The organism is Streptomyces malaysiense, from assembly GCF_000980885.2.
Classification (GTDB): Bacteria; Actinomycetota; Actinomycetes; order Streptomycetales; family Streptomycetaceae; genus Streptomyces; species Streptomyces malaysiense.
The window spans coordinates 1-13253 of the sequence record NZ_LBDA02000012.1 but is presented as its reverse complement, the minus strand read 5'-3'; the positions used below and the strand labels follow the sequence as shown (position 1 = coordinate 13253).

Annotated in this window: 12 protein-coding genes; 8 read left to right on the top strand and 4 right to left on the bottom strand. The window is 74.9% G+C overall.

What is annotated here, in order from left to right:
• Positions 1 to 171: 171 nt before the first annotated feature.
• From VT52_RS05940 to VT52_RS05930, 3 genes are all read left to right on the top strand, one after another.
• Complete coding sequence (locus VT52_RS05940; RefSeq protein WP_046420020.1) at positions 172 to 1824, top strand: penicillin-binding transpeptidase domain-containing protein; 1653 nt, start codon at positions 172 to 174, stop codon at positions 1822 to 1824.
• A 217-nt stretch (positions 1825 to 2041) separates the two neighbouring features.
• Positions 2042 to 2899 (top strand): SCO2400 family protein, encoded by an 858-nt coding sequence (locus tag VT52_RS37800; RefSeq protein ID WP_167377657.1) that lies wholly within the window; start codon positions 2042 to 2044, stop codon positions 2897 to 2899.
• An 80-nt stretch (positions 2900 to 2979) separates the two neighbouring features.
• On the top strand, positions 2980 to 3981 hold the full coding sequence (locus VT52_RS05930; protein WP_046420016.1) for an NAD-dependent epimerase/dehydratase family protein: 1002 nt from the start codon (positions 2980 to 2982) through the stop codon (positions 3979 to 3981).
• Positions 3982 to 4023: 42 nt separating this feature from the next.
• On the opposite strand, the gene VT52_RS05925 is transcribed toward VT52_RS05930, so the two are convergent.
• Both VT52_RS05925 and VT52_RS05920 read right to left on the bottom strand, forming a co-directional pair.
• Positions 4024 to 5115: a sensor histidine kinase gene (locus VT52_RS05925; RefSeq protein ID WP_046420079.1), complete on the bottom strand. Its 1092-nt coding sequence runs from the start codon at positions 5113 to 5115 to the stop codon at positions 4024 to 4026.
• 20 nt (positions 5116 to 5135) lie between these two features.
• Positions 5136 to 5900: a response regulator transcription factor gene (locus VT52_RS05920; RefSeq protein WP_240509651.1), complete on the bottom strand. Its 765-nt coding sequence runs from the start codon at positions 5898 to 5900 to the stop codon at positions 5136 to 5138.
• A 113-nt stretch (positions 5901 to 6013) separates the two neighbouring features.
• Here VT52_RS05920 and VT52_RS05915 point away from each other — a divergent pair, with 113 nt between their 5' ends.
• The 3 genes from VT52_RS05915 to VT52_RS05905 are packed head-to-tail and all read left to right on the top strand — an operon-like array spanning position 6014 to position 8069.
• Positions 6014 to 6706: a glycosyltransferase family 2 protein gene (locus VT52_RS05915; protein ID WP_206306445.1), complete on the top strand. Its 693-nt coding sequence runs from the start codon at positions 6014 to 6016 to the stop codon at positions 6704 to 6706.
• Positions 6703 to 7320: a TIGR04282 family arsenosugar biosynthesis glycosyltransferase gene (locus VT52_RS05910; RefSeq protein ID WP_046420011.1), complete on the top strand. Its 618-nt coding sequence runs from the start codon at positions 6703 to 6705 to the stop codon at positions 7318 to 7320. Before VT52_RS05915 ends, VT52_RS05910 begins: the two co-directional genes overlap by 4 nt.
• A complete protein-coding gene (locus VT52_RS05905; RefSeq protein WP_046420010.1) occupies positions 7317 to 8069 on the top strand; it encodes a class I SAM-dependent methyltransferase in 753 nt (250 codons plus the stop codon). The genes VT52_RS05910 and VT52_RS05905 overlap by 4 nt, the downstream gene beginning before the upstream one ends.
• A 322-nt stretch (positions 8070 to 8391) precedes the next feature.
• Here the strand turns inward: VT52_RS05905 and VT52_RS05900 are convergent, their stop codons facing one another.
• On the bottom strand, positions 8392 to 9651 hold the full coding sequence (locus VT52_RS05900; RefSeq protein WP_079174862.1) for a molybdopterin-dependent oxidoreductase: 1260 nt from the start codon (positions 9649 to 9651) through the stop codon (positions 8392 to 8394).
• A 194-nt stretch (positions 9652 to 9845) separates the two neighbouring features.
• Here VT52_RS05900 and VT52_RS05895 point away from each other — a divergent pair, with 194 nt between their 5' ends.
• Complete coding sequence (locus VT52_RS05895; RefSeq protein ID WP_046420073.1) at positions 9846 to 11147, top strand: hypothetical protein; 1302 nt, start codon at positions 9846 to 9848, stop codon at positions 11145 to 11147.
• 124 nt (positions 11148 to 11271) lie between these two features.
• Entirely contained in the window at positions 11272 to 11961 is a 690-nt protein-coding gene (locus tag VT52_RS05890) for a dienelactone hydrolase family protein (RefSeq protein ID WP_046420008.1), read from the top strand.
• A gap of 122 nt (positions 11962 to 12083) precedes the next feature.
• Here the strand turns inward: VT52_RS05890 and VT52_RS05885 are convergent, their stop codons facing one another.
• A complete protein-coding gene (locus VT52_RS05885) occupies positions 12084 to 12953 on the bottom strand; it encodes an MBL fold metallo-hydrolase (protein ID WP_046420005.1) in 870 nt (289 codons plus the stop codon).
• Between the last annotated feature and the right edge of the window lie 300 nt (positions 12954 to 13253).

Here is a 13253-nt window from a genome sequence, read left to right as displayed (position 1 = left end):
ACTTTTACACCAGTATCGGACGGTTTAACCGTCGGAGCCCCGAGGACGGCGGTCCCACCGGGGCGACGCGTCGGCTCACGCCGGATTTTTGAGCAGTCCGTATTGACATTCAGGTAACGATCCCGTTGTAGCCGTCTCGTCACTTCATGGAACGTACATACGATCCAGCGCATGAACAGAGCTGTGAAGATCGGCATTGCCGGTACGTCCACCGCCCTGCTCGTTCTGGGGGGGATAGGCACCTACAACCTCCTGCACGGGCTGACCGGCGGTACGGCCGGGAACCGGACGCAGGACACGGGCTTCGATCCGTCGGCGGCGTCGACCACACCGCCCTCCGGAACCGAGGCGGTGAAGCTGACCCGTGCCTTCCTGGACCACTGGTCCGGGCAGAACGTCGGCGCGGCGGCCGCGGAGACCGACGAGCCGGACGCGGCGACCCTGGCGCTGCGGCAGTACAAGGAGGGGCTGCGTCTGGAGAAGGTGACGTTCGACAACGTTCTCCCGGCGGGTCCGTCGAGCGTGACCCCCGGGGCGACCAAGGTCACCTTCACCGTCACCGCGCGAGTGGCGGGCGGCAGTTGGAGCTATCCGAGCGCGGTGGCCGTGCGCAAGAGCGACAACGGGGCGACGGCGGTGCACTGGAACAACTCGGTGCTGTACCCGGGTCTCGGGGACGGCCAGTCGCTGACCGCGGGCACGCTGCCCGCGGGTTCGGTCGACGCGAAGGTGGTGGCCGACGACGGCAAGACGGACCTGTCGGGGTTCGACTCGCTGCGGGAGATCGCGGCGACGATCCGGAAGAACGGCAAGGCCACCGGCGGCCGTCCCGGTACCGGCGTGGCCGTCGTGGACGCCGACGGAGCGGGCGTGAAGACGCTGAAGACGTTCAAGAAGGGCAGCGCTCCGGTCATCAGGACCACGATCGACGCGCGGCTCCAGGCCGCGGCGGAGCAGGCGGTGAAGGACCCGCACCTCGCCGGCAGGCCCGCCGGCACGGTGGCCGTCGACTGGAGCGACGGGCACATCCTGGCGGTCGCGCACACGGGCGCGGACGGGGACATCGCCATCAACGGCATCAAGTCCCCCGGCTCCACCATGAAGATCATCACGTCGGCGGCCCTGTTCGACAAGGCGGGCCTCACCCCCGCCAGTGCGGCGCCGTGCACCGACTCCCTGACGGCCAACAGCCAGACGTTCCACAACGACTCGGGGGTGAAGGCGAATCCGGGGTCCACCCTGGCGCAGGCCTTCGCCGTGTCGTGCAACACCTCCTTCATCAAGGACGGTTTCCACTACCTCGTGCACGACGGTGACGCCTCCGCCCTGCACGACGAGGCCGTGAACGTCTTCGGCATGGGCAGCTGGTCCATCGGCGGCGGGGTCGCCACCACCGACCCGAGCATTCCGGTGGAGGCCCAGGGCGGCGACCAGGCGGCCCAGTTCATCGGACAGGGGCGGGTCTCCGCCACCCCGCTGTTCATGGCCTCCGTGGCGGCCACCGTGCGGGCCGGCGGCTTCCGGCAGCCGATCATCGTGCCGGGGCAGCAGCAGACGAGCGCGCCGCGGACCATCACGCCCCGCACCGCGGGCTACCTCCGGTCGATGATGCGCGCGACCGCCACCGGCGGCACCGCCGCGCCGCGCCTGGCCGGCCTCGCCGGGGTGGGCGCCAAGACGGGCACCGCCGAGGAGGGCGACCACACCAACGGCTGGCTGACCGCCTACGACTCGCACATCGCGGTCGCGGCTCTGGTCGAGGGCGGCACCTCCGGCGTGGACTCGGCCGGTTACGTCGTACGGCGCCTGCTGACGACCGACTGACCCCCGCGCCCCGGCACGGTGGACGCCACCGTGCCGGGGCCCCTCCGGTCCCGGCGGCGGGGCGCTCGCGCCGGGCCCCGGCCCCGGCGCACGGCTCCCGGCGAATCTGCGCAGGAGCGACACACCGACTGCACACAGCCTTTCGAAAGCCCCGTTAGCGTGACTGGCCGCTCGATCCTCCGTACGAACGTGACCAGGCCGTGGCCCGGACGGGCCGATGGCGCAGTCGAACAGGGAAGACCGGAAGACGCAGATGGACTACTGCTCCGGGTGCCGTCGGCACCTCAACGGCGCGCTGGTGTGCCCCGGCTGCGGCGCCTGCGCCCCGGACGTCGCCCCCGGCGCCGGTGGGTCGCCGGCGCGCGCCGCGATGACCGAAGTGCCCCGGCCCGGCCGGGAGTCCGGAACGGCCCCGGACTCGTTCCCGGATGAGCCGGACCCGGTCGCACACACCTCCGCCGACGTCGCGGACGCGCCGTCCGCGGGAGAGGGCCGGGCGGCGCGACGGCGGCAGCGGGCGCGCTGGAAGAAGAACCAGCGCCGGGCCGTGGTCGCCACCGCCGTGGCCCTCGTCGGGGGCGGGCTGACCGTCGCCTCGATGGACCGGCACACCGCCGACCGGGCACAGGCGTCCGCGCCGCCGGACGACCGGAGCATGAGCGGCGCGCCACAGGACGAGGCGCCCGGTCAGGCCCCCGACCCGGCGGCCACGCCCGGTACGCCCCCGGCCCACCGTCCGGCCCGCACGGCCGGGACACCGGGCGGCACGGGCACCGTCCGGCAGACCCTCGCGACCCACCACCGCGCGGCAGCCCCGGACCCCCGCCCGGACTCCGCCGCCCCCGTCACTCCGGTCCCCCAGGCCCGGCCCGCCACCGCGCGGCAGCCGCGGAGCACGACGGCCGCCGCCCCCGCGACCGGCGGCACCGGCTCTCCCGTATCCGCCGCGCCGGCCACCCCCGCGCCCGCCTCCACCACCGGCGGCACCGGCCGGAGCACGGCCGCCGCCCCGCCCCCGGCGCGCGCGTCGACCTCGCCGGAACAGCTCTGCGTGCTGGTGCTCTGCATCGGCTGAGCGGCTCCGGCGTCTTACGGAGTCGTGACATGACCCGCCCGCGGCGGGGGCGCGGCGCCGGCCGCGACTAGCGTGGCCGTATGCGCGTATTGGTCACCGGCGGTGCCGGGTTCATCGGTTCTCATGTCGTCGAGGCGCTGCGGGCGCGCGGTCACGAGCCGGTGGTGTACGACGTCCGCACGGACCCCGGCGCGGACGTCCGGGACCCCGGGGCGGTGGCGCGTGCGCTGGCCGGTGCGGACGCCGTGTGCCATCAGGCGGCGATGGTCGGGCTCGGCGACGGCGTCGCCGACGCCCCGGAGTACGTCTCGCGCAACGACCTGGGGACGGCCGTGCTGCTCGCCGCGATGGCGGAGGCGGGCGTGAGGCACCTGGTGGTCGCCGGGTCCATGGTCGTCTACGGCGAGGGCCGGTACACCTGCCCGCGCCACGGTGTCGTACGGCCCGGCCCGCGCGCCGTGGCCGACCTGGACGCGGGCCGGTTCGAGCCCCGCTGCCCGGCGTGCGGGGCGGGGCTGTCCCCCGGCCTGGTCGGGGAGGACGCCCCGGCCGACCCCCGTAACGTGTACGCGGCGACCAAGCTCGCCCAGGAGCACCTGGCCGCCGCCTGGACCCGGGCCACGGGCGGTACGGCGGTCTCCCTGCGCTATCACAACGTGTACGGCCCGCGGATGCCCCGCGACACCCCCTACGCCGGTGTCGCCTCCTTCTTCCGCTCCGCGCTCGCCCGCGGACAGGCTCCCCGGGTCTTCGAGGACGGCGGCCAGCGGCGGGACTTCGTGCACGTCCGGGACGTGGCCGCGGCGAACGTGGCGGCGCTGGAGGCGGAGTCCGCGCCGGGCGCGCTCAGCGCGTACAACACCGGCAGCGGTGAGCCCCGTACCGTCGGCGAGCTGGCGCGGGCGCTGGCCGAGGCGTGCGGCGGCCCGGAGCCGGTGGTCACCGGGGAGTACCGGCTGGGGGACGTACGGCACATCACCGCGGACTCCGGGCGGCTGCGGGCCGAGCTGGGGTGGAAGCCGCAGGTCGCTTTCGAGGACGGGATGCGGGAGTTCGCGCGGGCCGGGCTGCGGGAGGGATGACCTCCGGGGGCTCCCGGGGCTTCGCGCCCCGGGAGCCGCCCGCTACGGCGCCGCCGGCAGCGTGACCTCGAAGCGGCAGCCGCCCGCGATGTTGCGCACGGAGGCCCGGCCCCGGTGCGCCTCCACGATGCCGCGGACGATGGCGAGGCCGAGACCCGCGCCCGCCGGGGGCGTCCGGGCGTCGGTGCCGCGCCAGCCGGTGTCGAAGACGCGCGGCAGGTCCTCGTCGGGGATGCCCCCGCAGCCGTCGGTGACGGACAGCACCACGCCCTCGTCGGTGCGTTCGGCGGCGATCGCGACCGTGCCGTCGGCAGGCGTCCGGCGGATCGCGTTGACCAGCAGGTTGCCGAGCACCCGGCTCATCTCCCTGCCGTCGACCTCCACCGGCACGGGTTCGACCCGCTCCCCCACCAGCCGCACCCCGTGCTCCCTGGCCAGCGGGTCGGCGCCGGCCAGGGCGTCGCCGACCAGGTCGTACAGGGAGATCCGGGACAGGCTCAGGGAGAGGGTGCCCGCGTGTATCCGGGAGAGTTCGAAAAGGTCGCCGACCATGTCGTTGAGGCGTTCAACCTCGGCGCGGATCTGCTTCAGATAGCGGTCCGGGTCGGCGGCGACGCCGTCCTCCAGGGCCTCGGCCATGGCCCGCAGTCCGGCCAGCGGGGTGCGCAGGTCGTGCGAGATCCAGGCGACCAGCTCGCGCCGCGAGGTCTCCAACGCGCGCTCCCGTTCCCGGGACTCGGCGAGCCGGGCGCTGGTGGCGGCCAGCTCCCTGCTTATGGCCTCCAGCTCGGCGGTCGCCGGTGCGGGGGGCACGGCGAAGGCCCCGCCGTCGCCGAACGAGCGGGCCGCGTCGGTGAGTTCGCGGCTGCGGGCGACCACCCAGCGGCCCATCAGCAGCGCGGTGGCCAGGGAGACCACGGCGGCCATGGCGACGACGGTGGTCACCACGGACAGGTCGTGCGGGGACAGGAACATCGCCCAGGCGACCGCGAGGGTGCCGGCGAGCATGGCGACCACACCGACGGCCGCGACCACGGCGAGGGAGGAGGTGAGCGAGCGGCGCCGGATCAGCCGCAGGACGCAGGCTCCGGCGAGGCCGGTGGCGGCGGCGCCGGCGAAGGCGTAGAGGGCCATGACAAGGGTGGCGTGCACGGTCAGTCCACCGCCCCGCCGGGCTCGAAGCGGTAGCCGACGCCCCACACGGTCCGGATCAGCCGGGGCCGGGCCGGGTCGTCCTCGATCTTGCCGCGCAGCCGGCGCACGTGCACCGTCACCGTCGAGAGGTCACCGAAGTCCCAGCCCCACACCTCCCGCATCAGGTCCTCCCGGCCGAACGCGCGGCCGGGATGGCGCAGGAAGAAGGCGAGCAGGTCGAACTCCCTGAGGGTGAGCGCCAGTTCAGCGCCGTTCTTGGTGGCGCGACGGGCTTCCGGGTCGACCGAGAGACCGGCCGCGGCCAGCCGGTGCCCGGCGTCGGCGGCGGGGCGGCTGCGACGCAGCACGGACTCCACGCGCAGGACGAGCTCGCGGGGGCTGAAGGGCTTGGTGACGTAGTCGTCGGCGCCGACCTCCAGGCCGAGGATGCGGTCGTCCTCGTCGCCGCGCGCGGTCAGCATGATGACCGGCACGGCTCCCCGCTCCCGCAGCCGCCGGCACACCTCCAGGCCGTCCATTCCCGGCAGCATCAGGTCGAGCACGACGAGGTCGGGCCACTGGGCGCCGGCGCGGCCGAGCGCCGCCGGGCCGTCGTCGGCCCGGTCGACCGCGTAGCCGGCCCGGTCCAGGTATCCGGCGACCACCTCGGCGACGGTGGGGTCGTCGTCCACGACGAGGACCCGGGCGCGGGCTCCGTCCCGGTCTCGGTCTCGTACCGGGTCGTCCGTGGTGGTGGCCCGGTGGGGCTCGTACTGCGATCGCATGCCCCAAGCGTCCCACCGCCCGCGGTCAGGGGGTACGGCGGCGGGTTCGGTGTCCGCGTTTCGTAAGGACCGGAAGTCCGTTATGCCCGGTTCGCGTTCGTAGGGTGAGAGCCATGACGATCTCTTCTTCGGACGTCGACGTGGTGCTGCCCTGTCTGGACGAGGCCGAGGCCCTGCCCTGGGTGCTCGGCCGGATCCCGGCGGGCTGGCGTGCTCTCGTCGTCGACAACGGCTCCCGCGACGGCTCGGCCCGGATCGCCCGAGCACTGGGCGCGACCGTGGTGGACGAGCCGCGGCGCGGCTTCGGCGCCGCGTGCCATGCCGGGCTGACCGCCGCCACCGCCGGCATCGTGTGCTTCTGCGACTGCGACGCCTCGCTGGACCCGGCCCTGCTCGTGCCCTTCGTGCAGCGGATCCACGAGGGGACGGCCGATCTGGTGCTGGGCCGGCGGCGCCCGGTCGCCCGGGGCACCTGGCCGGTGCACGCGCGGGCCGGGAACCTCGCGCTGGCGCGGATGCTGCGGCACCGCACCGGTCTGCGGCTGCACGACCTGGGGCCGCTGCGTGCCGCCCGGCGCGAGGCGCTGCTCGGGCTGGGTCTCACCGACCGGCGCAGCGGGTACCCGCTGGAGATGGTGGTACGCGCCGCCGACGCCGGCTGGCGGATCGCCGAGCGGGATGTGCCGTACCTCCCGCGCACCGGTGCCTCCAAGGTGACGGGCACCTGGACCGGCACCTGGCACGCGGTGCGCGACATGCGCCGGGTGCTGACCGAGGCCCCGGCCCGGGAGAGGACGGCACAGTGACCACATTGCTCGTCATCGCCAAGGAACCCCGCCCGGGGCGGGTCAAGACCCGGCTGACGCCGCCGTTCACCCCTCGGGAGGCGGCCGAGCTCGCCGAGGCGGCGCTTCGTGACACCCTGCACGCGGTGGCGCGGACGCCCGCGTCCCGGCGGGTCCTGGTACTGGACGGGGCACCGGGAGCCTGGCTGCCGCCGGGCTTCGAGGTCGTACCCCAGTGCGCGGGCGGACTGGACGAGCGGCTGGCGGACGCCTTCGCGCGCTGCCCCGGCCCGGCGCTGCTGATCGGCATGGACACCCCGCAGGTCACGCCCGAGCTGCTGACCGTGGACTTCGCGGACTGTGACGCGTGGCTGGGCCCGGCGCAGGACGGCGGGTTCTGGGCGCTGGGGCTGGCCGAGCCCGATCCGGCGCTGCTGCGCGGCGTGCCCATGTCGACGCCCGGCACCGGCGCCGCGCAGCGGGCGCGGCTGACCGCCGCCGGGCTGCGGGTGCGCGAGCTGCCCCGGCTGCGGGACGTCGATGTCGCCGCCGACGCCCATGCGGTCGCCGGGCTGGCCCCGCACGGCCGGTTCGCCGAGCGGCTGGCCCGCTGCGCCCCGGGGCTGCCCCGATGAGCGGCTCCGTCGCCTGGGCCGCCGCCGACCCGTACGCCACGGCGCTGCGCACCGGCCGGGGCCCGCTGTTCCTGCGCCGTACCGACGGCTGGCTGCTGCCGCTGGAGGTGGAGCGCTGGTGCGGCCGGCCCGATCCGGTCGACCTCGCGGTGCTGGACCGCTGTGAAGGCGCCGTGCTGGACGTGGGCTGCGGGCCCGGCCGGCTGGTGGCGGAACTCGCCGCCCGGGGCCGTACCGTGCTCGGCATCGACGTCAGCGACGCGGCGGTGGAGCACACCACCGGGCTCGGCGGTCCGGTGCTGCGCCGCTCGGTGTTCGAGGCGCTGCCCGGCGAGGGCCACTGGGACACCGTGCTGCTCATGGACGGCAACATCGGCATCGGCGGGGACCCGGCCGCGCTGCTGGGGCGGGTGGCCGGGCTGCTGCGGCCGGGCGGCCTGCTGATCGCGGAGACCGCGCCGGTCGATGTCGACGAACGCGCCCAGGTCGAGGTGGTCGACGTGACCGCCGGCCCGCAGGGCCGCGGCGCCCCGTTCCCGTGGGCCCGGCTCGGCACCCCGGCCCTGCTGCGCCGTGCGCGCGGGGCCGGGTGGCGGCGCGTCGCTCAGTGGAGCGCCGACGGCCGGTGCTTCGCCGCCCTGCGCACCCGCCACGCCAGCAGCACGGCACAACCGCCGAAGAGCACGGCGGTGATCAGCAGCCAGCGGGTGAGGAAGCCGTCCGGGGACAGGCCGGTCGCCAGCCGGTAGCGCTCGGCGACCCGCCCGCTGATCAGCGGGAACCACACGAGGAGCAGGAGAGCGGACAGCGCGGCCGGGACCCGGACGTAGAGGGTCCAGGCGCGCCGTCCGACCGTCGTGAGACCGTGGGTCACCGCCCGGTCGGCCGCCGCGTACAGGGGCACCAGCACGAGATCGTGCAGCAGGGCGGCGCCCACGATCCACAGCGCCACCCCGAACCAGTCACCGGCCAGCAGCCGGACCCCGGCGTACGCGGCCAGCGCGAACGAGCAGCCGAGCAGCAGCAGTTGGAAGGGGCTGCCGAGCGGAACGCGCATCCGGCGAGGGATCATCACAGGGCTCCGAAGCTCAGTCGGGCCACCCATTTGGTGTTGAGCACACCGGGTGCGGCGGGCACGATGACACGCGCCGGGTGGCCGTGGTCGGGCGACAGTTCCTCGCCGTTGACGTACAGGGCGAGCAGGGAACGCGGATCGGCCACCTGGTTTGCGCGCAGGGCCGCGCGGCGGAAGGCGCCGTGGCGTTGCAGGGACTCCACGAGCACGTCCGGCGGATCGCCTTCGTAGCCGACGAGCGCGGCGAGGTCGCGCAGCCGTACCCCCCGCCACCACTGGTCGGCGGTCGACCAGCCCTCCACACAGGCGATGGGCAACGAAGCGCTGTACAAGGGCAGTTCGAGCAGCTGGGCCCGGCTGAGACGGACGGTGCCGGTGCGGCCCGTGACGACGAGCCGCCAGGCGTCCTCGTGGGTGTCGGCCGCGGTGATCCCGGCGTACGCGGCGGTCTTGTTGATCTGGAAGCCGTTGGGTCCGCCGTTCGGATCGGCCGTGCCGTGCGGTGCGAGCAGGGCGGTGCGCCGGAAGGGTCCGCCGAGGCTCTGTCCGACCGTGGTCAGGAACAGCAGCAGCGAGCCGCCGCCGACCAGCCCGAGAGCGCCGCGCCGGGAGACGGTGGGCGGATCGGGACGCGGGGAGGTCAGGGTGTCCGGTTCCGGTGCGGCGCCTTCCCCGGGTCGGTCGCGCAGCCGCCCTCGGACGGCGCGCAGCGCCGTGGGTGTCTTCAGCGCGGCGTGGGCGAGGAAGGCCGCGAAGAACACCCAGGCGCCGTAGAAGTGCAGCGGGTAGAAGGAGCCCGGGAAGATGTAGTCCAGCTGGATGTTGAGCACGCCCGTGGTGAACTCGAACAGGCCGCCGCCGACCAGCAGCAGCAGGGAGATCCGTTCCAGGGCGTGGGCGACGGAGCGGGCCGGGGGCAGGGCGAACAGCTTGGGCACCACCGACCACAGCTTGGCCAGCAGGACGGGGATCAGGGTGATGCCCAGGGTGACGTGGACGCCCTGGGTGAGGCGGTACAGCCAGACCGGGCCGGTCGGCCACGCGAAGAGGTAGAAGCCCAGGAGGCCCTTGTCCGGCGTCGTGTCGTTGACCCGGGACAGGCCCGGGTTGTAGGCGGCGTACGACACCAGGCCGGTCACGAACAGCACGGTGATGCCGACGAGGAGGACGAGGCCGAGCACCGAGGTGAACCACGGGCCGCGCAGGGGGCTGCGCCAGAATCCCGGTGAGGTGGGGAGGCGGTCTTGGTCACGCATGTCCTGACCGTAAGCCGCGGGACCTCCGGGAAAGGCGGTACGACTGGTGACGAAACCCTGACGTCCGGCCCGGACGGCGGCCCGGTACCGCCCGTGCGGCCTAGCGTTCCGGTGTGACCCGTTCTCTCCACCGAGACCTCGCGCCGGACAGTGCCGCGGATCCCGCCGGCGCCGCCCGTGCCACGCGCCGCGATCTGTACGCCGCCGCTGCCGCCGTCCTGCTGGTGACGGCGGCCGTCGTGGTCGGCCGCCATATCCAGCAGGTCCACCGCACGCTGTTCGTGCACTGGCCCCCGCTGTTCGCCGACTGGGACCCGCACCTCGGTCCCGGCACCCCCGCCGCACTGGCCGTGGCCGCGGCGACGGTGTCCCTCGGTCCCGCGCTGGCGGCCCGGCTGCCCTGGCGCGGGCTGCTCGCGGCGGCCTGGGGGACCGCGCTGGCGTGGATCGTCTCGCTGGCGCTGGTGGACGGCTGGCAGCGGGGTGTCGCGGGCCGGCTGACCTCCCGTGAGGAGTACCTCCGGGTGATCGGCCGGTTCCATGACATCCCGGCCACCCTGCACGACTTCACCCGGCACATCGTCAGCGGCACCCCCCACCCCTGGCCCGCCCATGTCGCCGGGCACCCCCCGGCCGCCACGCTGACCTTCGTGCTGCTCGACCGGATCGGGCTGCGGGGCGGCGGCTGGGCCGGGATGTTCTGCGTGGTCGTCGGCGCGAGCGGATGCGTGGCGGTGCTGATCGCCGTGCGCGCCCTGGCCGGCGAGGCGCTCGCGCGGCGGGCGGCCCCGTTCACGGTGCTGGCCCCGGCCGCGGTGTGGCAGGGCGTCTCCGCCGACGGCTACTTCGCGGCGGTCGCCGCCTGGTCCGTGGCCCTGCTCGCCCTCGCCCTGACCCGCCCCTCCCCCTGGGCGGCCGCCTGCTCGGGCCTGCTGTTCGGGCTGACCTGCTACCTCTCGTACGGCCTCACGCTCTTCGCCCTCGCCGGCGTGGCGGTGCTCCTCCTCGCCCGCCGCGAACTACGCGCCAGACCCGTCCTGCTGCTGCCCCTGCTCGCCGGACTCGCCGTGTTCCCCGCGGTGTTCACGCTCGCCGGTTTCGACTGGTGGCACGGTTACCGGCTCCTGACGATCCGCTACTACCAGGGCGTGGGCGGCATCCGGCCCTACGGCTACTGGGTGTGGGCCGATCTCGCCTGCGCCGCGGTCATCGCCGGCCCGGCCACCGCGGCGGGCCTGCGCCGTACCGGCGCCGTGCTCCTCCACCGCCGCACCGGCTCCCGGGCCCGGCTCGCCCTCCTCGTCTGGGCCGTGCTCCTCGCCGTGCTGGTGGCCGACCTGTCCGGCATGAGCAAGGCCGAGACCGAGCGGATCTGGCTGCCCTTCGCGCTGTGGCTGCTGCCCGCCTGCGCCCTGCTCCCCCGCCCCCGTCCCTGGCTCGCCGCCCAGGCCGTGCTCGCGCTGCTCGTCAATCATCTGCTGCTGACCGGCTGGTGACGCCGGTCCCCGCAGGGACCGGTCCTGCGGGTGCCGGGGGCCGGGTCCCGTGGGCATCATGGGAGGTGGGACATCCGGGCCGTATCGCTCGGCGGGAACGGCGCCCCGGGAAGGGTGGAGGCCGATGATCTCCGAGATGGTTCTCGTCCGCATGGACGACGCCGCGCTCCACGGTGACCTCGTGGTCCAGGCGCCCTCGCGCGCGGTCGTGCTCTTCGCGCACGGCAACGGCAGCTCCCGGCACAGCACCCGCAACCGGACCGTGGCCGCCGAGTTGCGCACGGCCGGGTACGGCACGTTGCTGCTCGATCTGCTCAACGAGCGGGAGGAGCGCCACGACGCGCTGAACGCGGAGCACCGCTTCGACATCCCGCTCCTCGCGCACCGGCTGGTGGGCGCGATCGACTGGCTCGCGGAGCAGCCGGACACCCGGGGGACGCCGGTGGTGCTGTTCGGCGCGAGCACCGGCACCGCCGCCGCGCTGACGGCCGCCGCCGAGCGGCCCGACCGCGTCCTGGCCGTGGTCTCCCGGGACGGACGGCCCGATCTGGCGGGCGACGCGCTGGAGCAGGTCCGGGCGCCGGTGCTGCTGGTCGTCGGCGGGCAGGACCACGAGATCCTGCGGCTGAACCAGGACGCGGCCCGGCGGCTGCGGGCCGCGCACGCACTGCACGTCGTACCCGACGCCACCCATCTCTTCGAGGACCCGCGCGCGCTGGCCGAGGTCTCCGCCGCGGCCAGGCGGTGGTGCGACGAACGGCTGCGGGCCACGCGGGAGGAACCGGAGCAGGAACTGGAGACGCGCGGGCGGTGAGACGGCGGCGAGGCGCCCCCGGGCGCCCGGACCTCCGGGCCCGGCCGGGTTCCGGTCTCGCGGGCCCGCTCCGGCCTCCCGGAAGGCTCCGGGTGGCCGGCCGGCGGCCCGTCACCGCCTCCTCACCACCGTACGGCCGTGAAGTCGACGGGACGCGGGCGCAGGGAGCGCGTGCGCTCGGTCAGGGCGCGCAGGCGGCGGGACATCTCGTCGGCGGGCAGGTGCCTGCGGTCGCCGTGGCCCGGCAGGACCCACTCGAAGCGCAACCGGTCCGCCGTACGCGCCAGGGAGGCGGCCAACTCCTCGATGGAGTACCAGGTCACGCTGTCCGCGACGGCGAGGTCGCCGAGCGAGCGCGACCAGTAGAAGCTGTCGCCGCTGAAGCAGTACCGGTCGTCCGCGAGGTAGAGCACGCTGCCCCGGGTGTGGCCGGGCAGCGGGTGCACGGTGACCCCCGGGCCGATCTCCACCGGCTCACGGCCCCGGATCACCTGGTCCGCGTCGGGCGCGGCGTCGAGGTCGCCCTCGTGGATCCACAGCCGGGCGCCGAGGTGGTCGGCGTAGCGGCGGCCGTGGGCGGCGTGGTCGCGGTGGGTGAGCAGTACGTCCGTGATCCGGCCCCGGGCCGTGTACCGGTCGGCGAGGGCGGGGCTCCAGCGAGGGGTGTCGACCATCATCCGGGTGCCGTCGGGCCGGCACAGCAGATAGGAGTTGGCGGCCGCCGTGCGCCGCGAGTTGTGGCCGCACAGCAGCACGCCGTCGTCCAGGGCCAGGGGGAACGGGTCGAGCGCCTGGTCGGCCTGCCCGGTGGTGGGGCGGATCGAACGGGTGTGGCAGGCGAAGACGGCCGCGTGCAGACGCCGGTTCTCCTCCTCGGTCTCGGGCTGCCGCACGATCCGGGACGTGCCGTTCTCCTCGTCGATCAGGTCCGGCGCGAGCTGCCGGGCGACGTCGCAGTCGGTACAGCGGTCGTCGACGTACCAGCCGTCCACAGGGGCTCCTTCCGCGGGGCGCGGCCCCGGGCGGGCCCGCCGTTCCAGGATGACCCGCGCGAACCGGGACCGACAGGTGCATCCGGTCTTGTGTTTTCCCGGGTACGGCGCTCTGACGCGTAAATAGCAGCAGGTCAGGGTGGGTGGGGGCAGGTCTGAGTGCCCGGTGGCCGTGGCGGTCGTCGGGTGTCCTGGCTCTGGCTGGTCAGGCCGTGCCTTGCAGCGGGTTGAGGGTGACGGTGTAGCCGAGCTGGTTGAGCGCGTTGACCGCGCGGCGGGTGGCGCGTTCGGGGTCGCGCT